Raw genomic sequence first — 24,862 nt, forward strand, 5'->3', positions numbered from 1 at the left:
CCACACGAATCAGCGCCGGAGGACAGTGCGATGACCCTCGACCGCAAGGAACGGCTGAAGCAGGAGATGCTCCGCCGACTGGCGGCGCAGCAGACCCGCGAGGACCGGAACAGGATCGCCCGCGTCCCCCGGGGCGGCGACCTGCCCCTGTCGTACTCCCAGCAGCGGCTGTGGTTCCTCGACCAGCTGGAGCCCGGACGTGCGGACTACAACTCGGGCCTCTGTCTGGAGCTGCGCGGCGACCTCGACCCCGAGGCGCTGCGCCGCGCCTGCGCCGCGCTCGTCGTGCGGCACGAGGCGCTGCGCACCACCTTCCACGAGAGCGACGGCCGGGGCGTGCAGCGGGTGCGGCCGGCGCGGGAGGCCGTGGACGCGATGGTCTTCGAGCACATCGAGGAGGGCGACGAGGAGGCCTTGGCCGAGGCGCTGCGCGAGCGCCTGGGCCGGCCCTTCGACCTGACCACGGGGCCCCTGTTACGAGCCCACACGGTGCGGGCCGGGGACCAGCGGCACGTGCTGCTGGTGGCGATGCACCACATCGTCACCGACGGCTGGTCGATGGGGGTGCTGCGGTCCGAGCTGGACGGGCTCTACCGGGCCGCGCTGGAGCGGCCCGCGGCGCCCGTCGCCGAGCTGCCCGCCGCCGCGGACCTGGCCGAACCGGCCGTGCAGTACGCGGACTACGCGGTGTGGCAGCGCGAACGGCTCAGCGGGGAGCGCTACGAACGATCCCTGGACCACTGGCGGACCAAGCTGGCCGGGGCGGAGCCGCTGGACCTGCCCACCGACCGGCCGCGCCCGCCGGTGCGCGGCACCGGCGGCGGCGCGCACGTCTTCCGTGTCCCGAAGGCCACCGCGGACGCCATGCGGCAGGCCGCCGCCGCGCAGGACGCCAACCTGTTCGCGGTGCTGGTCGCGGGCGTCCGGCTGGTGCTGTCCCGTTGGACCCGCTCCGACGACGTGGTCGTCGGCACGGTCGTGGCCGGCCGGGACGACCCGCAACTGCGCCAGACGGTCGGCTTCTTCGTCAACACGGTGGCACTGCGCGGGCAGGTGGACGAGCGGCGGACCTTCGGGGAGCTGCTCGCCGACGTCAAGGACGGCGTGCTGGCCGACCTGGACCACGCGGAGGTGCCCTTCGACGCCGTCGTGGACGCCGTCCTGGACGAGCGGGACGCCTCCGTACCGCCGCTGGTGCAGGCCACGGTGGTCCTGCAGAACCTGGACAGCGGGCGGCGGACCGGCCTCGGCGGGCTCGCGGCCGACGCCTACCCGCTGAGACGCGAGCACTCCGTCTTCGACCTGACCTTCGAGTTCCTGGAGACCGCCGACGGTCTGGACGCGCAGATCGAATTCGCCACCGAGCTGTTCGACGCGGGCACGGTCGAACGGCTCGCCCGTGACCTGTGCGCGGCCCTCGGCGCGGCGGCTGACCCCCGGCCGCTGCGGGACACCGAACCGCTCGGCCCCGACGGCCGCGCGCGGGCACTGGACGCCGGCCGGGGCGCGGCGGGCCCGACGCCGCGCACCATCGGCGAACTCCTCGCCGTGCGGGCCGCGCGGCACCCCGGGGAGCTCGCGGTCGTCTCCGACCGGGAGCGGCTGAGCTTCGCCGAACTCGCCGACCGCGCCGGGCGCTTCGCCACGTACCTGCGCCGCGGCGGCCTGCGTCGGGGCGAGTTCGTCGGCGTGTGCCTGGAGCAGGGCGCCGACGAGGTGGTCGCGCTGCTCGGCATCATGCAGGCGGGCGGGGTCTATCTGCCGCTGGACCCCGGCTATCCGGCGGAGCGCCTCGCCTACGTCCTGGACGACTCGGGGGTGCGTACCGTCATCACCGACACGGACGTCGCCGGGGTGCTCCCGGACACGGTCGAGCGGATCCTGCTCGACCGGGTGCGCGACGAGGTCCTTGCCTGCGAGCCCGCGCCGCAGCTCGCCACGGTCGACGACGCCGCGTACATGATCTACACCTCGGGTTCCACCGGCCGCCCCAAAGGCGTGCTCGTCGGCCACCGCGGCATCGCCTCCCTGGCCGCGGCGCAGGGCGCCCGCATGGACGTCGGCCCGGGAACGCGGATGCTGCGGTTCGCCTCGCCCGCCTTCGACGCGGCGATCGCCGAACTGACCGTGGCGCTGCTGAACGGCGCCACGGCCGTGGTGCTGCCGAGGGAACAGCTGCGCGGCGAAGGACTCGTCCGGGCGCTGGACGTGCACGGCGTCACCCATGTGACGCTGCCGCCCGCGCTGCTGCCCAGTCTCACACCCGGGGACCTACGGCCGCTGCGGGCGCTGCTGGTGGCGGGCGAGGCCACCCCCGGCGAGCTGGTCGCGGAGTTCTCCAGCGGGCGCCGGATGTTCAACGCGTACGGGCCCACGGAGTCCACCGTGTGTGCCACCATGAGCGCCCCGCTGTCCGGTGCGGCCACCCCGCCGATCGGCACCGCGATCGAGGGCACCAGGGTGTACGTCCTGGACCGCTGGCTGCGACCGGTCGGGCCCGGCGTGCCCGGCGAGCTGTACATCGCGGGGGACGGCCTGGCATACGGCTACTGGCAGCGGTCCGCCCTCACCGCCGAGCGGTTCGTCGCCGATCCCTTCGGCCCGGCGGGCGCGCGCATGTACCGCAGCGGCGACTTGGTGCGCCGGCGCGACGACGGCGAACTGGAGTTCCTGGGACGATCCGACGGCCAGCTGAAGATCCGCGGCCACCGCATCGAGCCCGGCGAGGTCGAGGGCACCCTGGTGCGGCTGCCCGGGGTGGCGCAGGCCGTCGTGGACGTCCAGGGCAGCGGCGCCGACCGCAGGCTCGTCGCGTACGCCGTGCCGGCCGCGCCCGGGGCGCTGACCGCGGACGGGCTGCGGGAGCGGCTGGCCGCGCTCCTGCCGGACCACCTGGTGCCGTCCGCGTTCTGCCTGCTCGACGCGGTCCCGCTGACCAGCAACGGCAAGGTGGACCGCAAGGCGCTGCCCGCCGTCGACTGGGTCGGCCAGTCGGGTGTGGGACACGTAGCCCCGGCCACCCCCACCGAGACGGTGCTCGCCGGGATCTGGGCCGAACTGCTCGGCCTGGAGAACCCGGGCGTGCACGACAACTTCTTCCGGATCGGCGGCGACTCCATCGGCAGCGTCCGGATGCTGTCCCGCGCCGCGGACGCGCTCGGGGTGCGGCTGCCGCCGCGCAGCGTGTTCGACCGGCCGACGATCGCCGGCCTCGCCGCGCTCCTGGACGCCTCCGCGGGCGGTGGGGGCAGGGACGGCGGCCCGATCACGCCCGCGCCGCGGGACGAGCCGCTGCCGCTGTCGTACGCGCAGCGCCGTCTGTGGTTCCTGGACGACTTCGGACCGGGCGGTTCCGAGTACAACTCGGGCGGTGCGCTCAGGCTCTCCGGCCCGCTGGACCGGGCGGCGCTGCGGAAGGCCACGGACGCCCTGGTGCACCGGCACGAGTCGCTGCGCACCGTCTTCGTCTCCCGGGACGGCAGCCCGGAGCAGGTCGTCCGTCCTGCGGCACCCGTACCGCTGCCCTTCACCGACCTGACCGGCCGGCCCCCCGCGGACCTCGACGCACTGCTCGCCACGGAAATCCAGCGGCCCTTCGTGCTGGACGAGGGGCCGCTGCTGCGGCTGCTGCTCGTCGGGCTCGGCGCCGATGAGCACGTCCTGCTGCTGAGCATCCATCACATCGTCACCGACGCCTGGTCGATGTCCGTGATCAGCCGGGAGCTCTGCGCCCTGTACGCGGCGGCGATGTCCCACCCGGACACACCCGTCGCCGAGTTGCCCGTACGCGCCGGACTCGCCGGACTTCCGCTGCAGTACGCGGACTTCGCCGTCTGGCAGAAGCGCCGGGAGTCCTCCGCGGACCTCCGGGCCTCTCTGGACCACTGGGCGCGGCTGCTGGCCGGGGCCCAGCCGCTGGAGCTGCCCACCGACCGCCCGCGTCCCACCGTGCGTGGCACCGCCGGAGCGGTGCACGAGTTCGCGGTGCCCGCCGACGTCCTGAAGGGGCTGCACCGGCTCGGACGGGCGCACGGCGCCACCCTGTTCATGACGCTCACCGCCGCCGTGCAGCTGCTGCTGGCCCGCTGGACCGGGCAGGACGACGTCACCGTCGGAACGGTCGCCTCCGGCCGGGAACGCGCGGAGCTGGAGAACATCGTCGGGTTCTTCGTCAACACGCTGGCGCTGCGCACCCGGATCGACGAGTCGGCGACCGTCGCCGAGCTGCTCGCCGGGGTCCGGGAGACCGTCCTCGACGCCTTCGAGCACGCCGACGTGCCCTTCGACCGGGTGGTGGAGGCGGTGGCGCCCGAGCGCGACCCCTCGCGGCCCACCCTGGTCCAGGCGGTCGTCGCGCTGCAGAACGCGCCGGGGGAGGCTCCCCACCTCGACGGCCTGGTCCTCACCGAGCACCCGCTGGTCCGCGAGCACGCGCTGTTCGACCTCAGCCTGGACTTCGGCGAGGTGGACGGCCGGCTGCTCGCCGCGCTGGAGTACAACACCGACCTGTTCGACCCCGGGACGGTCGTCCGCCTCGCCGACCAACTCGTCGCGCTCCTGCGGCTGCTGGCCGAGGACGACGGCCGCACCCTGCGCGACCTCGACCCGCTGTCCGACGCCACCCGGAGCGAGCTGCTGGCCGCCGCGTCCGGGCCCGCCCTCGAAGCCGGCCGCGGGCACGTCCTGCGCGGCCTGGCCGAGACCGCCGCCGCGCACCCGGAGCGGCCCGCGCTGACCGCGGGGGACGTCACGCTGTCCTTCGGCGGACTCGACGCCCGCGTCAACCGGCTGGCCCGCCGGCTCGTCGCCTCCGGTGCCGGACCCGGCGACCGGATCGCACTGGTCCTGCCGCGCACCGCCGACACGGTGACGGCCGTGTTCGCGGTGCTGCGGGCCGGCGCCGCCTACGTACCCGTCGACCCCTCGTACCCCGACGACCGGATCCGCTCGATCATCGGCCGAGCCCGCCCGCACAGCGTCCTCACCATCGAGGCGAGCGCGACCGCGCTGCGTGAGCTGCTCGGCCCCGACGTCGACGTGACGACCGTGGACGGGGAGGCGGCCGCCGCGCTCGCGGAGGGGGACGGCTCGCCGCTGACCGACGCCGAGCGCACCCGGCCGCTCACCGACGCCCATCCCGCCTATGTGATGTACACGTCCGGCTCCACCGGCACCCCCAAGGGCGTCGTGATCGGCCACGGCAATCTGCGGGCCATGATCGACGGTTACCGGACCGTCGTCCTCGACGTGCTGCCGGATCCTGACGTGCCGCGCCGCGCCGCGCACATCGCGGCCTTCTCCTTCGACGCGTCCTGGGATCCCCTGGTGTGGCTGATCCACGGCCACCACCTGCACGTGGTGGACGAACGGACCCGGCTGGACGCCGAGAAGCTGTGCCGCAGCCTGGACGAGTGGCGCATCGACTACTTCGACGCGACCCCGTCGTACCTCACCCAGCTCGTCGCGGCAGGGCTCCTCGACGAGGGCCGACACCGCCCGCAGGTGATCACCGTCGGCGCCGAGGCGCTCGACGCGGCCCTGCTCGCCCGGCTGCGCGCAGCCGGGGTGACCACCGGCTACAACTTCTACGGTCCCACCGAGAACACCGTGAACAGCGTGTACTGGCCGATCCGCGAGGGCGAGCGGCCTCTCATAGGCCGCCCCATGCCGGGGACGCGCGCGCACGTCCTGGACGCCTCGCTGCGGCCGGTGCCCGTCGGCGTGCACGGCGAGCTGTACCTGGGCGGCGCCGGCGTCGCCCAGGGGTACGCCGACCGGCCCGACCTGACCGCGGAACGGTTCGTCGCCGACCCCTTCGGCCCGGCGGGCGCGCGCCTGTACCGCACCGGTGACGTGGTGCGCTGGACCCCGGACCACGAACTGGAGTTCATCGGCCGCGCCGACAACCAGGTCAAGATCCGCGGCTTCCGCGTCGAACTCGGCGAGATCGAGGCCGTCGTGGCCGCCGTGCCCGGGGTCCGGCACGCCGTCGTCGTCGTACGGGAGGACTCGCCCGGCGTCCGCCGGCTGGCCGCCTACGCGGTGGCCGATGACGTCTCCGCCCGCGAGATCAGGGCGGCGGCCTCCGCGGCCCTGCCCGAGTACATGGTCCCCGCGGCCGTCGTGCTCCTCGACGAGCTCCCGCTCAACGCCAACGGCAAGCTGGACCGCAGGGCCCTGCCGCAGCCGTCCCACGACGCCCTGGCCGGTGCCGCCTACGTGGAGCCGCGCACCCCGACGGAGCGGGTGCTCGCCGGCGTCTGGGCCGAGCTGCTCGGCGTCGAACGCGTCGGGGTCGAGGACAACTTCTTCGAACTCGGCGGTGACTCCATCCTCAGCATCCAGCTGGTGTCCCGGGCCCGTAAGGCCGGTCTCGTCCTGACCTCGAAGGACGTGTTCGTCCGGCAGACCGTGGCCGGACTCGCGGCCGGGCTGGACGCGGGCGCGGACACGCCCTCGGCCGGCCTCCGTGAGGTGGCGGCCGAGCAGGGCGCGGTGAGGGGAGAGGTTCCGCTCACCCCGGTGCAGGACTGGTTCCTGCACAGCCACCCCGAGGCGCCCGAGCACTTCGACATGACCCTGCTCGTCGAACTCGACCCGGGCGTCGACCTGGCCCTGATGCCCCGGGCCGTCGCGGCCGTCCTGGAGCAGCACGACATGCTCAGGCTGCGCGTCACGCGCCAGGACGGCGTGTGGACGCAGCGGATCGCGGCGCACGACGACCAGCCGCACGACGCGGCGCACGTCTGGCAGACCGTCGACGCCTCCGGGATGAGCGACGACCGGCTCGACGAGGTGATCCGTGAGCGGGCCCACCGCGCGCGGCCCACCGGGCGGCTGGAGACCGGTCCGTTGTTCGAGGCGGTCGCGTTCGACCGCGGCGCCGGCCGCCCCGCCCGGCTGCTGCTCGGCGCCCACCACCTGGTGGTCGACGGGGTCACCTGGAGGGTGCTCCTGGAGGACCTCGCTGCCGCCTACGAGCAGCTCGCCGCCGGGAAGCGTCCCGAACTGGGCGCCAAGTCCACTTCCTTCCCCGAATGGGCCGGCCGGCTCGCGGAGTTCACCCGCGACGGCGGCTTCGACGACGAGGCCGCCCACTGGGCGGGCGTCCTCGACGGCGCACCGGTCGAGGTGCCGCTGGACCACCCCGGCGGGGGCAACACCGTCGCCTCGCAGGAGACGGTGGCCGCCGCCCTGTCCGAGGAGCACACCCGGCTGCTGCTGCAGCGGGTGCCGGGTGTCCTCCGCAGCCGCGTCAACGACGTGCTGCTGGCCGCGCTGGGCCGGGCCCTCGCGGAGTGGACCGGTTCGAACCGGGTGGTGGTGGAGCTGGAGGGCCACGGCCGCGAGGAGTTGTTCGATGACGTCGACCTCTCCCGTACGGCCGGCTGGTTCACCACGGTCTACCCGGTCTCCCTCGACCTGCCGGACGACGCGGACTGGCGCCGGACCGTCTCGGCGGTCAAGCGGCAGCTGCGCCGGGTGCCCCGCAACGGCATCGGCTTCGGCGCCCTGGCCCACCTGGGAGCCGAGGAGCAGCGGGCGGGGCTGACGGACCTGCCGATGGTGCCGGTCTCCTTCAACTACCTGGGCCAGTTCGGCGGCCAGGGCGGGGGACAAGGCTTCTACCACGGCTTCCTGCCGGGTCCCGGCGGCGACCACGCGCCCGCCGAACTCCGTACCAACGTGCTGGACGTGACGGGCAGCGTGTCCGGGGAGCGCATGGAGTTCGTCTGGACCTACTCGGCCGCGCTGCACCGGCGCGAGACCGTCGAACGGCTCGCGCGGGCCTTCGCCGACGGCCTGCGCGAGATCGCCGAGGCTGCCGCCCCCGGCAGGTAGACGGCACGAAGACCTGCGGAGCACCGCAGCGAGCAGACCCCGCGGACAGCGGACGTGACACACGAGAGGAAACACCCCATGAGCAACCCCTTCGAGGACGAGAACGCCACCTACCTGGTCCTGGTCAACGACGAGGGCCAGCACTCCCTGTGGCCGTCCTTCGCCGAGGTACCGGCCGGCTGGGAGACCGCCCTGGCCGAGACCTCGCGCGCCGAGGCCGTCGAGTACGTCAACACCCACTGGACCGACATGCGGCCCAAGAGCCTCGTCGAGGCGATGGGCGCCTGAGCGGGCACGCGAAAGGGGCGGGGCCCCGGCCGAACCGGCCGGGGCCCCGCCCCTTTCGCGTGCCCCGTGACGCTATTCCCGGACGCCGATGGCCTCCACCGGCCTGGTCCGCAGGGCCAGCCGCACCGGGACCATCGTCGCCGCCATGCCGAGCACCACCGTGGCTGCGATCACCGACACATAGATCAGCGGAGACCCGGCGGGCACCGGACCGCCCAGGAAAGCGATGCTCAGCGCCCCGAGCGGCAGCACGGTCATCGCGGTGCCGAGCAGCACGGCGAGGGTGCACATCAGCAACGACTCCCAGCGCAGGGTGCGGATCACCTGGCGGTGGGTCATGCCGATCAGCCGCATCAGGGCGAACTCGCGGGAACGTGCCGCGGTGGCCACGACCAGGGTGTTGACGACGGCGATGGCGATGTAGAGCAGGATCAGCGCCAGGCCCGTGAGGTTGATCCAGGCGGCGAGGGTGGCCTCCTGGCGCACTCCGGCGGAGAAGCCGTCCCGGTCCTTCACGGACAGGGACGGGTATGTCCCGGCCAGCGTGCGCAGCGCCTCGCCGACGGCCGCGTGGTCGCCGCCGTCCCGCACCCGCACCAGCAGCTGCCCGGGGGCGCGAGCCGTGGTGTGACCGGTCAGGACGTCCTGCGGGACGGTCATCTCCCCGAAGCCCATGCCGCGTTCGTACGTGGCCACCAGCTTCAGCAGGGTCCGGCTGCCGTCGCCGAGGTACAGCTCGACCTGCTCGCCGACCGAGGCGCCGAGCAGGGTGGCCTGGGTGTCTTCCATGGCCAGGGTCCTGCCGCGAAGGTGCGCGATGTCGCCGTCGACGACCCCGAGGTCGATGGTCCGGGAGAGCCTCTCGGGGGTGACGCCGCGCAGCGAGAACCCGGCGAGCTCCGTGTCCTCGAACACGGTGATCGTCATGAACGCCTTGGATGTGGACACTGTGGTGGCCACCTCCACGTCCTCCACCTCGCGGACCCGGTCGACGACCTGTGGGGACAGACCGCCCGAACCGCCGTCGCCCACCACGTAGTCGGCGCCCAGGCCCGCCTCGACCTGGCGGCCCGCCACCGCGGACAGGGTGGTCTGGGTGTAGACGAGGGTCACGCTGAAACCGATGGCGAGCACCAGCGGCATGACCGCGGAACTCATTCGCCGCGCCGACGTGGTGCTGTTGGAGGCGGCGAGGAAGCCGCTGACGCGGCTCGCCCGCAGCGGCAGCCCGAGCAGGCCGACCAGGGCGCGCACCACCAGCGGGCCCAGCAGGGACAGTCCGACGAGACCCATCAGCGCCGCGCTGCCCGCCCCGGCGGCGCCCAGCTCGCTGCGCATCACGAGCGGCATCAATGCCGAGAGGGTGGCGATCCCGAGGAGGGCGAGACCGAGCAGGACCCGCCAGACGGGCAGGCCGCTTCGTTCCACGGCCGCCTCGCCGAACGCGTCGACCGGATTGATGCGCGCGGGGCGGCGTGCGGCGATCAGTGCGGCCACGAGGGCGGTGGCGACGCCGAGGAGCAGCGCCGCCACCATCGGCGCGGGGCCCACGACAAGGGGGAGATCGTCGGGGATCGCGCCGAAACCGGCGAACAGGCCGCGCAGCAGTTCCGCGACGGCCACGCCGGGAGCGCAGCCCAGGACACCGGCGACGACCGCGACCAGCAGCGCCTCGGACAGGACCAGCTTGTAGACCTGTCGCGGGGTGGAGCCGATGGCGCGCAGCACCGCGAACTCCCGGCGCCGCTGGTTGACGGTCAGCCCGAGGGTGCCCGCGACGACGAACATCGCGACGAACGCCGCCATGCCGCCGAAGGAGGCGGCGACCAGGAGCAGCAGTCCGCCGGCGGAGCCGATGTCGGGGAACTCCAGCCTGCTCCGGTCGTCGCCGGTGTAGGCGACGGCTCCGGGGACCGCCGTCTCGATGCGGTCGGCCAGCGCGTCGGCGTCGGCGCCGTCCGCGGCGAGCACGCCGACGGCGTCGAACACACCGGGATGGCCGGACAGTCGGGCCGCGGTGCCGGGGGTGAAGAACGCCGCGCTCCGGCGCGCGAGTCCGGCGTCACCGGGCGGCGCGGCGAGGCCGGAGATCCGGTACTCGGCGGGCACGGACTCGACGACGACACGGACCCGGCCTCCGACGCGCGCGCCGGCGGCCCGTGCGGCGGCGAGGTCCAGCACGACCTCGTCGTCGGACGCGGGCGCACGGCCCTCGGTGAGCCGAAACGGACCGAGGGCCGCGGCGTCCCAGCCGTGCCCGTACAGCGGCTCGATGTCCGCACCGGGAAGGGCGGCGGCGAAGCTGTAGTCGCCGACGGCGCGCCGCACTTCCGGAACGCCCGCCACCGCGCGCAGGACGTCCCGCTTCAACCGGGCGCGCTCGGGCAGGGTCTCGCGGACGGTGAAGTCGCCGCCTGGCACGCGAAGGGTCTGGTCGCCGCCGACCATCACCGCCGCGCCGGCGTAGCGTTCGGGCCGTACGGACGTCCGCAGCCCCGACTCGACGAGGATGCCGGACGCGGCGAGCACCGCCGTCCCGCAGAAGAGCGCCACGAAGGCACCGAGGAACGCCGCCTTTCGGGCGCGCAGCGTCTTCCACGCGATCTCGAGCACGGTCACCGGCCCCCGAGGTGCGCCATGCGCTCGGCGACGCTCTCCGCTGTGGGGGAGTCCATCCGCTCGACGAGCCTGCCGTCGGCCAGGAAGAGCACGCTGTGCGCGTACGAGGCGGCCACCGGGTCATGGGTGACCATCAGCACGGTCTGACCCAGGTCGTGGACCAACTCCTGGAAGAGCCGCAGTACGTCCTGCCCGGTCTGGGAGTCCAGGGCGCCGGTCGGCTCGTCGGCCATGACGACGTCTGGCCGGCTGATCAGCGCGCGGGCGATCGCCACCCGCTGCTGCTGGCCGCCGGACAGTTCGGACGGACGGTGGCGCAGCCGTTCGGTGAGGCCGACGCGGCCGGAGACCTCCTCCAGCCAGCCGCGGTCCAGGGAGGCACCGCTGAGCCGCAGAGGCATGGTGATGTTGTCCTTCACGCTCAGTGAGGGCAGCAGGTTGTACGCCTGGAAGACGAACCCGACCCGGTCCCGCCGCAGCCGGGTCAGCCCGGCCTCGCGCATGCCGGACAGCGGGACACCGCCGAGCCAGACTTCGCCGCCGCTGGGACGGTCGAGACCGGCGGCACAGTGCAGGAATGTGCTCTTGCCGGAACCCGACGGGCCCATTACCGCAGTGAAGCTGCCGCGGGCAAGGTCTACGGAAATGCCACGAAGAGCTTGCACCGCATTCCCTCCCCGGCCATAATTTTTGGTTACGTCGCGCAAGACCAGTGCAGGCGCGCCGGGCGCGCTGAAATTCGTCGAACCACCGGACACAAGAGGAACCCCCGCTCAGAATGACGCCGGGAAGTTATCACGAGGCCAGGAAGCCGGACAATGCATATCTGACTGCACGTGACGGGGTGTACGCAGGTATACCCGAGGGGCCGGGAAGCGGCTCCGTGCTGCGGAAAAAGGTTCGTGCCGCCCTGCCGGAGGTGCGGTATCTGGTCGCCGCGGCGGCTTCGGCCGCAGTCTCCTGGGCCACGCTCCCCTTCCTCGTCTTCGCGATTCTGATTTCCGCGGTGGGATTGCGCGCCGATTTCGTGTCCGAGCTACTGGAACAGGCCAGTAGAAATCGCGCCAAAGATCTGGACGCCAGCATCTCGGTCTTCACCAGAAGAAACATTTCGGTCCCCGAAGGTCCGGAGCCGGAGCCCACGGAGGAATTGGCCCGGGTACGGCGCGCGGTCGGCCGGTCCGTGGTCAACGCTCTGACCGGTCTCCTCGCGGGAATCTGCGTCCTCGTGCCGACGCTCAGTGCCGCCGTGGCCCTCACCGTCCCGCTGTGGTGGTGGGCACTCCCGCCGCACATCGTCCTCACCCCCGCCTTCTTCCAGGTACGCGACTGGCCCACGGCCCTCCTCACCCCCGTGGCGGCGGTCCCGCACCTGGCCGTCCTCGTCTGCCTCGCTCCGCCGGCGGCACTGCTGCACGCCCGGGTCAGGGTCCGCCGGCTGACCGCCGGCGGAAGGGCGCGGCTCGCCCACCGGCTCGCCGAGGTCACCACGTCCCGGGCGGAGGCCCTGGAGGCGCACGCCGCGGAACTGCGCCGCATCGAACGCGCCCTGCACGACTCCACCCAGAACCGACTCGTCGCCGTGCGCCTACACCTGGGCATCCTCGAACGCCTCATGGACAGCGACCCGGTGAAGGCCCGCGAGCTGATCGGGGTGACCCAGTCCGCGGCCGAGGAGGCGCTCGCGGAGTTGAGGAACGTCGTACGCAGCATCTACCCGCCCGTGCTCGCCGACCGCGGCCTGGCGGGTGCGGTCTCGGCACTCGCCCTGCGCTGTCCGCTGCCGTGCGAGCTGGAGGTCGGCACGCTGACCCGCGCGCCCGCGGCGGTGGAGGTGGCCGCGTACCATGTCGTCGCCGAGGCGCTCACCAACGCCGTCAAGCACAGTGGAGCCTCCGGGATCCGTGTGGGCGTGAGAACCGAGGGGCAGACCTTGTACGTCACCGTGACCGACGACGGTCAGGGTGGCGTCGACGAGACCCGGGGCAGCGGACTCGCCGGCATCCGGGGCCGGGTCGCGGCCTTCGACGGAACGACCGAGGTGTCCAGCCCACCGGGCGGGCCCACGACCATTCGGGTGGAACTGCCGTGCGCGTGCTGATCGTCGAGGACGACGCCCTGCTGAGGGCCGGGCTCGAACTACTGCTGGTGACGGAAGGAATCACCGTCGTCGGCACGGTGGACCGAGCCGAGGAACTGTCCGCGCTCGTCACGGCCTTGACGCCCGACGTGGTGGTGCTCGATGTACGTCTGCCCCCGACCTATCGCGACGAAGGCCTGCGGGCCGCGGCCGAACTGCGCCGCGAACGACCAGGATTCCCGGTCCTCGTCCTGTCCGCGCACGTGGAGGACAACTACGCGACGGAACTCCTCGGCGACGACGCGAGCGGAATCGGCTATCTGCTGAAGGACCGGGTGGGGAACGTCGCCGAATTCATGGCAGCGGTCCACCGCGTCCGCGCGGGCGGCACCGTCATGGACCCCGAGGTGATCTCCCAGCTCCTCGGCCGGCGCCGCGCCCAGGACCCGCTCGCACTGCTCACACCGCGCGAGCGGGAGGTCCTCGGCCTCATGGCCGAGGGACACGACAACGGGCGCATCTGTGAACTCCTCGAACTGTCGGTGCCGGCCGTGAGCAAGCACATCAAGAACATCTTCACCAAGCTCGGTCTCCCCGCCTCGGGAACCGGCCACCGCAGGGTCCTGGCTGTCCTGGCCTTTCTGAACCGGTAGCCGTCCGAGTCGGTAGCAGGGGGCGGGGGCCGCTCGCGAACCCGCGGCCGTGGGCGGGCGTGACCAAGCTGTGCGGCCGCGGACGCGCGTCGGCGTACGGCCTCAGGCCCCGGACGCGAGTTCGCGTACGGCCGCGTCGCGACACAGACGCTCGCCCTCCGCGCACCGGCGGCGAAACTCCCCCGCGCCCAGACGCGCGGTCAGCTCCGCACTCAGCGCCCGCACCTCGGGACTGCCCAGATCCTCGAGGCCCCGCAGCGCCGTCGCGGTGCCGAGCAACTGCGCGGACCGTAGCGGCCGGCCCTCGTGGAGGGCGACCGTCGCCAGCAGCTCCGCGACCGTCGCGAGCACCCACATGTCGTTGAGCGGCGCCGCCAGCCGCAAGGCCTCCGCCGCCGCCGACCGGGCCGCGGCGACGCCCTCCGAGCCCCGCGACAGTTCCAGCGCGGCGCTGCGCCGCAGCACCTCGATGCGCAGGAACTCCTTGTCGAAGACCGCGTCGTCGAGCAGCCGCAGCGCCCGTTCGAGCCGCTCGGACGCGATCGACGGCTGGCCGCGCCGGGTGGCCAGCTCCGCCAGGCCGGCCGCCACCAGCACCTCGTACTCGGGCATGGTGCGCCGGGGACCGTGCACCGCGTGGTGGAAGCTCACCTCCGCCGCTTCGTGCTCCCCGGAACGCAACTGCTCGATGCCGAGCCGGATCCGGATCTGTGCGATGTCGTCGGCCGAGCCGACCGCCTCGATCGCGGACCGCGCCTCGTGCAGCAGCGCCAGCGCACCCGCGGTGTCCCCGCGCAGCGAGGTGAACCGGGACAGCGTGCAGGTGAGCTGGGCCGTGGACCACTGGTCGCCGAGCTCGCGGAGCGACTCGAGCGCGGCCCGCAGATGCCGTTCACCCGCTCCGCTGTCGCCCGTGGTCTCCGCCGCGAAGCCGAGGGCCGCACGGCCGGAGGCCCGCGCCCAGGCGTCCTGATGGGCGCAGGCCCGCCGGGCGCTGCGCTCCATCTCCTCGTGCTCGCCCGCCATCAGCCAGCACTTGGGTTCCAACAGGGCCAGCAGGGGATGCTCGCTCATGGCGTCGCAGTCGCGGGCGCGCCGGGCCGCCTCGGCGACGTCCCGGTCGAGGTTCCCGCCGTCCCGCTCCTGGGCGGCCGGAGCGGGCAGCAGCAGCCGCAGCATGGTGAACACGGCCGCGGCTCTCTCCGGTACGCGCGCCCCGAACCGCAGCAGTTCGCCGCACCAGGTGTTGGCCTCGGCATAGCGGCCTCGCATGACCCAGTACCAGGACAGCGCGAGGCCCAGCCGGACCGCGGTGTCGATCTCCTCGCCGTCCACGGCCCGGCGCAGGGCAAGCAGCACGTTGTCGTGGTCGGCGTCGAGCCGGGCGATCCAGCGTGGCTGGCCCGCGCCGCGCAGTTCCTCGGCGGCGCGTTCCGCGAGCTCGACGAAGTGCCGGGTGCAGGCGGCCTCGGCCGACTCGCGCTCACCGGAATCGGCGAGGCGCTCCGCACAGTACGCGCGGGCGGTCTCGGGCATGCGGTAGCGCATCTCACCGCCCTCGGTCTCCCACAGGTGCAGCAGGGACTTGTCGACGAGCGACGACAGGACGTAGGGCACGTCGTCCTCGGTCAGGCCCGCACCGGCGCCGAGGGCCGTGGCCACATCCTGAGTCACGGCGTTGCCGGCCGCGGAAAGCCGCCGGGCCAGGGCGCGTTCGGGCCCGGTGAGCAGCTCCCAGCTCCAGTCCATGGTGGCGCGCAGGGTCCGGTGCCGCGCCGTGAAGGTGCGGTTGCCGGCCGTCAGCAGCCGGAAGCGGTCGTCGAGCCGTTCGGTGATCTGCTGGACGGACATCGAGCGCAGCCGGGCGGCGGCGAGTTCGATCGCGAGCGGGAGTCCGTCGAGTGTGCGGCAGATCTCCACCACCTGGGCCGTGTTGGCCGGTGTGAGGGTGAAGCCGGGCCGTGCCAGCGCGGCCCGGTCGCAGAAGAGCTGCACCGCGGTGGAGCGTGCGGCCACGGCCTCCGAGGAGGGAAGACGCAGCGGGCCGACCCGGCACAGCGCCTCTCCGGTGATCATCAGTGGCTCGCGGCTGGTGGCGAGGAGCAGCAGCCCCGGGCAGGCGGCCAGCACCATGGCGGCGAACCGGGAGACCTCGGTGATCAGGTGCTCGCAGTTGTCGAGCACCAGCAGTACGCGCCGGACCGACAGGAACGCCGTGAGCTGGTCGAACCGGCTGCGGCCGGACTGGGATTGCTCCAGCAAGGGGGTGCCGGGGAGACCGAGGGCCCGCGCGACGGTGTCGGCGAGGTCCTCGCCACCGCCGAGCCCGACGAGTTCGACCAGGTACACCAGGTCGGCGACGTCCGTGCGGGTGCGCGAGGCGAACTCGGTGGCGAGCCGTGTCTTGCCGACGCCGCCCGGCCCGTACAGCGTGACCAGCCGGGAGCCGCGCAGGGAGGCCGCCACCTGCCGCAGTTCGTCGTCCCGGCCGACGAAGCGGGTGATGGGGCTGGGCAGTCCCGGGATTCCCGCCGACGGCGCACCGGTCGGCGGTGCGGCCGGCGGGGCCGCCCCGCCGGGGGCCGTGCTCCGCGACCGTACGCCGGTGAGTCTGCCGCCGGATGCCTCGTCCGAGCCTTGCCGGGCGCCGTCGGCCAGCGCCTCGGCATGGATGCGCCGCAGCTCGGCCGACGGTACGGCGCCGAGTTCGTCGGCGAGTGCGGCCCGCAGCCGCTCGTACGCGGTGAGTGCCTCGGCCGGACTGCCCGAGAGCTGCAAGGCCCGCATGAGGAGCCCGGCGCCGCGCTCCCGCAACGGATGACGTGACGTCAGTTCATACAATTCCGAGAGGAGTTCGGGGGCAGCGTTCAGAGCGATCCGCGCCTCGATGTGGTCCTCGACCGCGGCGAGCCGCAGCTGCTCCAGCCGGGCGGCGGTGCGGCTGGCGAACCTGGTGTCGGTGTACTCGGGCAGGGCCGCCCCGCGCCACAGCGACAGGGCCTCCTGGAGCACGGGGGCGGCCTGCTCGGGTGCACGCGCGCGCAGCAGCCGACGGCCCTGCGCGGCGAGCCGCTCGAAATGGTTCGCGTCCACGTCCGCGGGCTCGACGGCCAAGGTGTAGCCACCGGGCCCGGAGACCACCCCCGCGTCGCCGTGCCCGGCCTGCTGAAGTGCGCGGCGGGCGCGGGAGACCAGCCGGTGCAGTGCGTTGATCCCGCCGGCGGCCGGCGGTTCGTCCTCCCACAGATCGGCGATGAGAGTGCTGGTGGGGACGAGTTCGGCGGGGTTGAGTGCGAGCCGGGCGATGAGCAGGCCGACCCGGCGGCCACCCGGCGGTATCGGTCGCTGGTCACGGTCCCGCAGTTCGAGCGGACCCAGAAGCAGTAGGCGCACGGTCGCTACTCTCTCGCCCCACCTTCTCGACTACTCTCGGCGATCATCTTGTCACGCGACCTGCTCCCTGGCTTCGGTGCCCACGGCACGCCGGTCCGCGCAGTCGCTGCACCACGTACGGGCGGGATCCGTGGGGGAGTTCAGCATCAGCGCGCCGAGTGCGGTCACCTCGTGACGCACGCTGCCGCCGTTCCGGGTCGTGGAGACCAGTCCGGAGCTGCGCAGCACCGAGGCGTGCTCGCTGGCCGTGGTCGCCGAGATGCGCAGTGCGCTGCTGAGTTCACTGGTCGACTGCGGCTCGGTGAGCCGTTCCAGTACCGCCGCCCGGGTCCGGCCGAGCAGCTGAGGCAGCGGCTTGGCGGTCCGCTGGGTCTCCTTCACCAGTGCGGTGGAGGCCAGACCGTGCGGGCAGACCGGGAACACCAGGACGCGCACGGGCCGGACGGCCGCACGCTCGGCCGCGGTGCGCCCCGCTGTCCGGTCCCGGAAGGTGTGCAGCCGCGGGGTACCGCTGAGGAACACCGAGGGCACCAGCTCCAGACCCCGGCCGTCGAGGAAGACCTCGCGGTCCATGCCGTCGTCGACGGTCAGGGTGTCGGCCTCCCATTTGGTGTTGTACTGCAGTCGTTCGAGCGTCGCCGCCAGGCCGAGCTGCGCGACCATGTCCGAGTAGCAGTGACGGGTCTCGTCGAGCATCTCCTGGATGCTCGTGTGATATGGCGTGATGCACGCCTTCTGGAAGTCGGCCAGCGCCGCCAGCGCCTGCCGCATGTCCTCCGGAACCGCCGTGTCCCGGTCCGGAGCGGGCTGGGTTAAGAGGAACGGCAGCAGTTCGCCTCTGTGTCTCAGCGCGTGCTGAAGGCGGGGTCGGCGGGACGGTCTGGCCGCGACCCAGGCTCGTGCGTGCGAGACCCAGCCACCCACGCCCCTGTTCCGCTGCGCGGAGCGTTCCAGATGACCGAGGGCGAACAGCGTCTCTGCCCGGTGGCGGACCCTGGGTGACATATGGGTTCTGGCGATGTCCTCGTGAGTGAAGTGCACGGTCAGCACGCTTGTCCTCCTGGCCTGTGTCCGACGGCCGACTTGCCCGTCCGCGACCGACTCATCTCGTCCGGCGGGCGTACGCCCGTACGGCCAGCGGGAACAGTACGGTAAAGAGGACGGCCATCCAGATCAGACTGGCCATAATCGGCCCTGAGGCGTCCCCGCCCAGCATCAGGGCCCGGGTGGAGTCCACGAAGTGGCTGACCGGGTTGACGCCGACCCACCACTGCAGCCAGCCGGGCATGGTCTCAGGCGAAGCGAAGATGTTGCTGCCGAACGTCAGCGGGAGCACCAGCGCCATGGCGATGCCGGGAACCGCCTGCGGGCTTTGCGCGGCCATGCCGATCAGCACGGACAGCCAGCACAAAGTAAGGCCGAAACCGATCGACAGAAGCATCGCGAGTACGACCTCGACCGGGCCGGTCCTGACCCGGAAGCCCATTGCGAAGGCCAGCGCGAGCAGGACGACCAACGCGAGGGCGTAGCGCACCACATCGCCCAGGACGGCACCGACGAGCGGCGCGGAGCGCGCGATGGGCAGGCTGCGGAAGCGGTCGAACACTCCCTTGACGACGTCCGTGTTCAGCGCGAGCCCGGTGCCCACGCTGGCGTAGAGGATGATCTGCACCATCAGGCCGGGTACCAGCGGCTGGAGGTACGACTGCCAGTCGCCCGCGATCTCGCCGCCGAACAGCAGCGCGAACACCACGAGGAAGAGCACCGGCTGGATGATCGTGTCCACCAGGGTGGCCGGGGAGCGCAGGACGGAGCGGATGCTCCGGGCGGCCAGGGTGAGGCTGTGCCCGAGCCCGCGCACCAGCCCTATCCGCACGTCGACGGCCGGCTCGACCATGGCACTCATACCGCACTCCGCTCGGTGGTCGGTACGACGGCGGCGCCCGTGTTCTCCGTGGCGGGCTTGCCGGTGAGGGAGAGGAAGACCTCGTCAAGGCTCGGCAGCCGCAGCGCGAGCTCGTCCACCGCGATGCCCGCGTCGTCCAGCCGCCGCACCAGCGCGGACAGCAGGACGGTGTCGTCGGCCAGGGTGGTGATCAGGCCGGTGTCGGTGTCGGCGGTGGGGGCGGCTTCGGTGAGCAGGCCGAGTATCCGTACCACCTCCGGCACGTCCCGGGGGTCGGCGGGCCGTACCTGGAGCGTCTGGCCACCGGTGCGCTTCTTCAGCTCGTCGGCCCGGCCCTCCGCGACCACACGGCCCTGGTCGATGACCGTGATCCGGTCCGCGAGGCGGTCCGCCTCCTCCAGGTACTGGGTGGTGAGCAGGACGGACACGCCGTCGTCGGCCAACCCCTGAACGACGTCCCAGACCTCGTTGCGACTGCGCGGGTCCAGGCCTGTGGTCGGCTCGTCCAGATAGAGCACCTCCGGCCGGCCGACCAGGCTGGTGGCCAGGTCGACCCGGCGGCGCATCCCGCCCGAGTACGTCTTGACCGGGCGCCCGCCGGCATCGGTGAGCGAGAACCGCTCGAGCAGCTCCGTGGCGCGCGCCCGCGCGTCCGCCCTCGGCAGTTCGAGCAGCCGGCCGACCAGAGCGAGGTTCTCGAAGCCGGTGAGTTCCTCGTCGACCGAAGCGTACTGACCGGTCAGGCCGATCCGGCGACGAACCGCGACCGGCTGGCGCAGCACGTCGTATCCGGCGACGGTGGCCCGGCCACCGTCGGGCCGCAGCAGGGTGGAGAGGATGCGTACGGCCGTCGTCTTGCCCGCGCCGTTGGGGCCGAGTACGCCGAGAATCGTCCCGGCGGGTACGGCCAGATCCACTCCGGCGAGCGCCGTGTGCGATCCGTACCGTTTCACCAGACCTTCGGCCTGGATTGCGAGTGTCATGGAGCCTCCCTGGTCTCCAGGGGATCGTCCAGGAACGCTCTGACAACGGGCCCACAACCCGCTGACAGAGGTTCGGGGCCCGGCCGGGGACCGTGGTGACGGAGGCGTGCCGACGCCGTACCGCGCGAGGTGTCGTGCGGTACGGCTGCGCCGCCCCGGGTCAGTCGGGCGGTGGGCCGAGATCTCCGCGCAACCGACGGGTGCGCAGCGCCAGTTCCAGTTCGAAGCGGCGGTCCGGGTCGTCCAGGTCGTCGCCCCACAGCTCACGGAGCTGTCTCAACCGGTAGCGCACGGTCTGCGGGTGGACTCCGAGCCGGGCGGCCACCTCGGGGGCACCACCCCGTGTCTCCAGCCAGGCGAGCAGGGTCTCGGCGAGCCGCTGGGCGTGCGCCGGTCCGCCGGCCTCGTCAAGCCGCGCAAGGCGTCGCCGCGCGAGATCGTCGATCAGCTCACTCGCGGGCAGCAGCACCAGGGCCTCGACGTGCTCGCCGCAGTGCAGGACCCGTCCCCGGGGCAGCAGACCCTGCTCGATCATCCGGACGGCGGCCTCGGCCCAGCGCAGTGACGTGGCGGCCTCCGTCAGGGGAACCGACGGGCCGATCGCCCCGGACCAGCCGGCCACCGCCCGGTGCAGCAACTCCGCGCGTCCGGGGGCGTCCGGGTCCGGTACGACCAGACGCGGCTGCGCGCCCTCCATGTCGAGCAGCATCTCGTCCCCCACGGCGGGAGCGACGGCCTCCTGGGCGGGCCGGAGCAGCACCGCCACCGCCACCTTCCCGGGCAGCTGCCAGCCCAGGCCGGCCGCGCGGTCGGCGATCAGGGCGGACGGATCCGTGCGGTGCTCGGTGAGCAGGAGGTCGACGAGGAGCCGTTGCAGCCGCAGCCGTTCCCCGGCCTGGCGGGCGACGGCCTCGGCGTAGCCGCGTACCGACTGGGCCACCATGACGTCGAGGTACTCGAACGCGGACTCGGCGAGTTCGTACATGGCCGAGGGCGGGATGTCGGCCTGCTGGCCGATCTCCGCCATACGCCGCCAGGAGAGGCGCACGCCCAGACGGTAGATCCCCTGCAGGGAGTCGAGGCTGCGCCCCTGCGAGACCTCGCCGCGCCCGAAGTCCCGGAACAGCTCCGGGAGGGTGCGCGGGCGGGCCGAGCCCGTGGCCATCTGTTCCACGAAGAGCTCCAGCGCGTGCCGGATCGCCACCAGGGCCTTCGGCTCTCCGGACTCGTCGGGGAGCAGCACCAGACCCGGATACTCCCGCCGGATCGCGGCGAGGATGTCCTGTGCCAGTTCGGGGACCTGCTCCAGGGCACGGTCGGCGAACTGCTGGATCCGTTCTCGTGGCACGTCGTGCCACGCTGACGACGCTTCCACCGCACCGCTCCTGGGTGTCGGGTCCCTACGCGTTCGAGCTGTGGGCTGCATGTTCCAACCTAGCCCGCGCCGGAGCCCGCCGTGCTGGACGTGCCGTCCGCGGGCGGTTCGGGGAACGTGACGAGCGGCACATTCTGCTGCTCGGGTGTGGCGTCGAGAGCGGTGACGATTCCGTAGGCGGCGCCTGTGGCCAGGAGGGCGGAGGCGGCGCAGGTCAGGAAGGCGGCGAGCAGTCTGGGCATGAGGATGATCGGCCTCTCGTTCGTCGAGGTCTGTCACCCAGCGCGCCGGCCCGGTCCGGCGCGGCCAGTATGGGAGGCGCATTGACAGATGGTCAAGGGCCGCCTAATTTCGCGGTCCACAGTCACTGTTACTGCCGGGTATCCATCTTCCATCGCCCCGGACAGGCTGCACCCCGTGTGTGTGCCCCCTTCCCACACGGCCCACGAGCCCCCGCACGTCGCGCCCGTATCGGAGTACCCGCATGCGTCGTTCCATATCGCCGTCGTCCCTGATCCTGCTGGGTGTCGGAGTCTTCCTGCTGGTCTTCACCCAGCTGCTGACCTGGTACGTGGAGCCACGTGCCAAACGCACACCGACCGACGTGAACTCCACGACGGTCTTCACCGGTCCGGGCAGCTACTTCGACACCGGGTCCGTCTCCACGGTGGAAGGCCAGACGATCACGATCACCCGCCGGGTGCTGGGAGACGTCGCGGCCGGTGAGCGCAGCGGAAACGCCATCTGGGACGTGTCCACGCAGATCGACTCGCCGAAGACGCTCGCCCTGGGCGACCCGCGGAAGTCCCTGCAGTGGACCACCGAGCGCTGGGTGACCGACCGCCGGACGAACCTGCCGGTGCGCTGCTGCGAGGAGAAGCCCGCGTTCGAGGGCGAGGCCTATCTGAAGTTCCCGTTCGACGTGGAGAAGCGCGCCTACTCCTGGTGGGACAGCACGCTGGGCGCCACCGTGCCGCTGGAGTTCCAGGAGGTCATCAGGGCCGACGGGCGCGAGAACTACCGCTTCGCCGGCAGCGTCGAGGCCACCCAGACCGGTACCCGGCTCGTGCCCGGCGTGCTGGTGGGCAGCTCGAAGCCGGGCCAGGTGCTGGCGGAGGAGTGGTACTCCAACGCGAGGATCGAGCTGACCGTGGACCGGCGCACGGGACGGATCACGAACGCGCTGATCGCGCCCAAGAAGACGCTGCGGGCCCCGGGTTCACCGAAGGACGCGGTCACGCTGCTGGCCAGCGAGGGGCTGGAGTTCACGGCGGATACCCGGCGTGAGCAGGCCGAGCTGGCCTCCGCGGACAGCAGCCGGCTGAAGCTGCTCGGTGAGACCGCGCCCGTCGTGGGCGGCCTCGTGGGCGGTCTGCTCGCCGTGGCCGGTGCCGTACTGCTGATCCGCGGCTCCCGGCGGGCCGAACACTCAACTGAGTGAGTGAAACGGGGTCGCCAGAAGTCCCGAAATTGTCATAGGCGTGAGTAGCCGGAACGAATCCTTGAACGAACACTGATGTTACCCCGCGGTAAGACAAACGTTTCCTTCTGCGTCGGCTGCCGTCCCCGGCAGCCCGCCACCGCGGGCGCAGTGTCCGCTCACCCGTAGTGCCCGCTCAGCCGTAGTGCCCGCTCACCCGCAGTGCCCCACCACCCGCAGTACCTGACAGCCCAGCGCTTCATCCCCGGAAGCCCGGCACACCCTCATGCGTTTTCCACCCCGCAGCCGCCGAGTTGGAGCACCTCTATGCCCCAGCGCTCGTCCGCTCTGGCCCCGGGCCAGAAGGACTCCCGTTCCGTCCCCGTGCAAGCCCGCACCACCGGCCACGCCACCGACCCGCTCACCCCCGAGACGCACGTCGCGTCCTTCGGAGCGCCCGCGCCGCGTCGGATCACCTTCCTCGCCCGTCGCGACCTGGCCAACCAGGCCGCCGGCGGCTCAGAACTGCTCATCGACCGGATAGCCGACGGTCTGACCACCGACGGCCACGAGGTCACGCTCGTGTGCGGCGGCCCGGCCGCCTCCCGCGGCTACCGGGTGGTCTCCGCGGGAGGCGACGCGAGTCACTTCCCGCGCGCCAAGGCGACCTTCGCCCGCGAGGTCGGCACCTGCGACCTGCTGGTCGAGGTGTGCAACGGCATGCCGTACCTTGCCCCGCTGTGGCACCGCGGAGCGACGTTGTGCCTGGTCAACCATGTGCACACGGATCTCTGGCAGATGCGCTACCCGGGCCCGGCGGCACGGCTCGGACGCAGGCTGGAGCACTGGGCCCTGACCGGCATCCACCGGGACAACCTGATGGTGGCCGTCTCCGAGTCGACCGCCTCCGAGCTGCGCGACATCGGCGTGGCGGCGGACCGCATCCGGATCGTCAACAACGGCGTCGAAGAACCCGGCCCCCTACTGCCCGAGGCGAAGGAACCGCTGTTCCTGGCCGTCGGCCGGCTGGTCGAGTACAAGCGCATCGACCTGCTCCTACGGCTGTGGGAGCGGGTGCGTCCCGTCACCGGTGGCCGACTCGTCATCGTGGGTGACGGCCCCGAACGGGAGCGGCTCGAAGCCATGGCCGGCCCCGGCGTGACGTTCGCCGGCCGGGTGTCGGAGGCCGAGAAGCACCGCCTGATGTGCGAGGCGTGGCTGCTGCTGCACCCCTCCCTCGTCGAGGGCTGGGGCCTTGTCGTCACCGAGGCCGCCGCGCGGGCCACCCCCGCGATCGGCTTCGACATACCCGGCCTGCGCGACTCCATCGAGGACGGGGAGACGGGGGTGCTCGCCCGGGGTGAGAGTTCGTTCGCCGCCGCGTGGTGCACCCTGTCCCTCAGCACCGAGCGGCGCGCGGCCATGGGGCAGGCCGCCGCCCAGCGCGCCCAGCACTTCCGCTGGAGCGCGACGGTCCGTCAGTTCCAGGCGGTCGCCGCCGAGGCCGTGGCACGCGCCGCGATCCCGGGACGCCGCGGGAGCGGCCATGGCTGAGACCACGGACCGTGGGTTCAAGGATCCGTCGCTGAGACGATCGGCCGCCCTCTTCCGGGCGTTCATGCGCGAACCCCGCGATCCCGAGCGGTGCTACACCCTGCTGGCCCGTGACTCGGTCGCACAGGTGGCACGTCATGTCGACCTGACCGGCAAGATCGTCGTCGATGTCGGCGGCGGCAGCGGTCACTTCACCGAGGAGTTCCGCCGCCGTGGCGCGCAGAGCTACCTCTTCGAGCCCGACCCGCGGGAGCTCGGTGCCCGCGGTCGTACCACCGAGGACGCGGTCCTCGCCGACGGATACCTGCTGCCGCTCGCCGACGGCGCCGCGGACGTGTGCTTCTCGTCCAACGTGCTCGAGCACGTGTCCGACCCGCAGACGTTCATCAGCGAGATGGTACGGGTCACCCGCCCCGGCGGACTGATCTACCTGTCGTTCACCAACTGGTTCTCGCCCTGGGGAGGCCACGAGACCGCGCCGTGGCACTACCTCGGTGCCGACCGAGCCCGCGCGCGCTACGAACGGCGCACCGGCCACGCGGCCAAGCACACGCTCGGCGAGAACCTCTTCCCCGTCCACATCGGTCCCACCCTGCGGCACGTCCGCGGTCGCGACGACGTGCAGGTCGTGACAGCGCGGTCTCGTTACTGGCCTTTCCTCGCGAGCACGATCACCCGGGTGCCGGGACTCCGCGAGATCGCCACCTGGAATCTGCTGCTGATTCTCAGACGAAGCCCATGAGCATGCG

Annotated in this window: 15 protein-coding genes; 7 read left to right on the plus strand and 8 right to left on the minus strand. The window is 72.5% G+C overall.

The features are described from left to right. Positions 1–30: 30 nt before the first annotated feature. Together ACIRB7_RS31175 and ACIRB7_RS31180 are read left to right on the plus strand one after the other, a co-directional pair. Positions 31–7,842 carry an amino acid adenylation domain-containing protein gene (locus ACIRB7_RS31175; protein ID WP_403605356.1) on the plus strand — a complete coding sequence of 2,604 codons (7,812 nt, stop codon included), beginning with the start codon at positions 31–33 and terminating at the stop codon, positions 7,840–7,842. A gap of 78 nt (positions 7,843–7,920) precedes the next feature. Continuing rightward, positions 7,921–8,130 carry an MbtH family protein gene (locus ACIRB7_RS31180; RefSeq protein ID WP_403605359.1) on the plus strand — a complete coding sequence of 70 codons (210 nt, stop codon included), beginning with the start codon at positions 7,921–7,923 and terminating at the stop codon, positions 8,128–8,130. A 72-nt stretch (positions 8,131–8,202) separates the two neighbouring features. Here the strand turns inward: ACIRB7_RS31180 and ACIRB7_RS31185 are convergent, their stop codons facing one another. Both ACIRB7_RS31185 and ACIRB7_RS31190 read right to left on the minus strand, forming a co-directional pair. Beyond that, positions 8,203–10,743: an FtsX-like permease family protein gene (locus ACIRB7_RS31185; RefSeq protein ID WP_403605362.1), complete on the minus strand. Its 2,541-nt coding sequence runs from the start codon at positions 10,741–10,743 to the stop codon at positions 8,203–8,205. Between the two features lie 2 nt (positions 10,744–10,745). Then, entirely contained in the window at positions 10,746–11,507 is a 762-nt protein-coding gene (locus ACIRB7_RS31190) for an ABC transporter ATP-binding protein (RefSeq protein WP_403605365.1), read from the minus strand. A 425-nt stretch (positions 11,508–11,932) separates the two neighbouring features. On the opposite strand from ACIRB7_RS31190, the gene ACIRB7_RS31195 reads away from it, so the two are divergent. After that, entirely contained in the window at positions 11,933–12,850 is a 918-nt protein-coding gene (locus tag ACIRB7_RS31195) for a histidine kinase (protein WP_403605368.1), read from the plus strand. Next, positions 12,838–13,482 carry a response regulator gene (locus ACIRB7_RS31200; RefSeq protein WP_403605371.1) on the plus strand — a complete coding sequence of 215 codons (645 nt, stop codon included), beginning with the start codon at positions 12,838–12,840 and terminating at the stop codon, positions 13,480–13,482. Before ACIRB7_RS31195 ends, ACIRB7_RS31200 begins: the two co-directional genes overlap by 13 nt. A gap of 102 nt (positions 13,483–13,584) precedes the next feature. Here ACIRB7_RS31200 and ACIRB7_RS31205 read toward each other — a convergent pair whose 3' ends face one another. The 6 genes from ACIRB7_RS31205 to ACIRB7_RS31230 all read right to left on the minus strand — a co-directional run bounded on the left by ACIRB7_RS31205 (position 13,585) and on the right by ACIRB7_RS31230 (position 21,381). Then, positions 13,585–16,875, minus strand: coding sequence for an AfsR/SARP family transcriptional regulator (locus ACIRB7_RS31205; RefSeq protein WP_403605374.1), 3,291 nt, complete (start codon positions 16,873–16,875; stop codon positions 13,585–13,587). A gap of 51 nt (positions 16,876–16,926) precedes the next feature. Further along, positions 16,927–17,646 carry a winged helix-turn-helix domain-containing protein gene (locus ACIRB7_RS31210; protein ID WP_403605377.1) on the minus strand — a complete coding sequence of 240 codons (720 nt, stop codon included), beginning with the start codon at positions 17,644–17,646 and terminating at the stop codon, positions 16,927–16,929. Between the two features lie 331 nt (positions 17,647–17,977). Continuing rightward, the gene (locus tag ACIRB7_RS31215) at positions 17,978–18,781 is read right to left on the minus strand and encodes an ABC transporter permease (RefSeq protein ID WP_403605380.1); all 804 of its coding nucleotides are present in this window, start codon (positions 18,779–18,781) and stop codon (positions 17,978–17,980) included. Further along, entirely contained in the window at positions 18,778–19,764 is a 987-nt protein-coding gene (locus ACIRB7_RS31220; RefSeq protein WP_403605383.1) for an ATP-binding cassette domain-containing protein, read from the minus strand. The genes ACIRB7_RS31215 and ACIRB7_RS31220 overlap by 4 nt, the downstream gene beginning before the upstream one ends. A 160-nt stretch (positions 19,765–19,924) precedes the next feature. Continuing rightward, positions 19,925–21,190: a PucR family transcriptional regulator gene (locus ACIRB7_RS31225; protein WP_403605386.1), complete on the minus strand. Its 1,266-nt coding sequence runs from the start codon at positions 21,188–21,190 to the stop codon at positions 19,925–19,927. A gap of 8 nt (positions 21,191–21,198) precedes the next feature. Continuing rightward, the gene (locus tag ACIRB7_RS31230) at positions 21,199–21,381 is read right to left on the minus strand and encodes a hypothetical protein (RefSeq protein ID WP_351215827.1); all 183 of its coding nucleotides are present in this window, start codon (positions 21,379–21,381) and stop codon (positions 21,199–21,201) included. Positions 21,382–21,623: 242 nt separating this feature from the next. Between ACIRB7_RS31230 and ACIRB7_RS31235 the strand changes: the two genes are divergently transcribed. The 3 genes from ACIRB7_RS31235 to ACIRB7_RS31245 all read left to right on the plus strand — a co-directional run bounded on the left by ACIRB7_RS31235 (position 21,624) and on the right by ACIRB7_RS31245 (position 24,855). Then, on the plus strand, positions 21,624–22,580 hold the full coding sequence (locus ACIRB7_RS31235; RefSeq protein WP_403605389.1) for a DUF3068 domain-containing protein: 957 nt from the start codon (positions 21,624–21,626) through the stop codon (positions 22,578–22,580). 306 nt (positions 22,581–22,886) lie between these two features. Beyond that, entirely contained in the window at positions 22,887–24,113 is a 1,227-nt protein-coding gene (locus tag ACIRB7_RS31240) for a glycosyltransferase family 4 protein (protein ID WP_403605392.1), read from the plus strand. Beyond that, positions 24,106–24,855, plus strand: coding sequence for a class I SAM-dependent methyltransferase (locus ACIRB7_RS31245; RefSeq protein ID WP_403605395.1), 750 nt, complete (start codon positions 24,106–24,108; stop codon positions 24,853–24,855). The genes ACIRB7_RS31240 and ACIRB7_RS31245 overlap by 8 nt, the downstream gene beginning before the upstream one ends. Positions 24,856–24,862: the final 7 nt, after the last annotated feature.

The organism is Streptomyces sp. NPDC093795 (assembly GCF_044764665.1).
In the GTDB taxonomy this organism is placed as follows: domain Bacteria; phylum Actinomycetota; class Actinomycetes; order Streptomycetales; family Streptomycetaceae; genus Streptomyces.

Bases quoted from the DNA above. Each gene is read 5' to 3' on its own strand.
- ACIRB7_RS31235 (WP_403605389.1), top strand. From the start codon at position 21,624: ATGCGTCGTTCCATATCGCCGTCGTCCCTGATCCTGCTGGGTGTCGGA.
- ACIRB7_RS31240 (WP_403605392.1), top strand. From the start codon at position 22,887: ATGCCCCAGCGCTCGTCCGCTCTGGCCCCGGGCCAGAAGGACTCCCGT.
- ACIRB7_RS31210 (WP_403605377.1), bottom strand. From the start codon at position 17,646: ATGCGGCAGGCGCTGGCGGCGCTGGCCGACTTCCAGAAGGCGTGCATC.
- ACIRB7_RS31180 (WP_403605359.1), top strand. From the start codon at position 7,921: ATGAGCAACCCCTTCGAGGACGAGAACGCCACCTACCTGGTCCTGGTC.
- ACIRB7_RS31245 (WP_403605395.1), top strand. From the start codon at position 24,106: ATGGCTGAGACCACGGACCGTGGGTTCAAGGATCCGTCGCTGAGACGA.
- ACIRB7_RS31220 (WP_403605383.1), bottom strand. From the start codon at position 19,764: ATGACACTCGCAATCCAGGCCGAAGGTCTGGTGAAACGGTACGGATCG.
- ACIRB7_RS31175 (WP_403605356.1), top strand. From the start codon at position 31: ATGACCCTCGACCGCAAGGAACGGCTGAAGCAGGAGATGCTCCGCCGA.
- ACIRB7_RS31230 (WP_351215827.1), bottom strand. From the start codon at position 21,381: ATGCCCAGACTGCTCGCCGCCTTCCTGACCTGCGCCGCCTCCGCCCTC.
- ACIRB7_RS31225 (WP_403605386.1), bottom strand. From the start codon at position 21,190: ATGCAGCCCACAGCTCGAACGCGTAGGGACCCGACACCCAGGAGCGGT.
- ACIRB7_RS31215 (WP_403605380.1), bottom strand. From the start codon at position 18,781: ATGAGTGCCATGGTCGAGCCGGCCGTCGACGTGCGGATAGGGCTGGTG.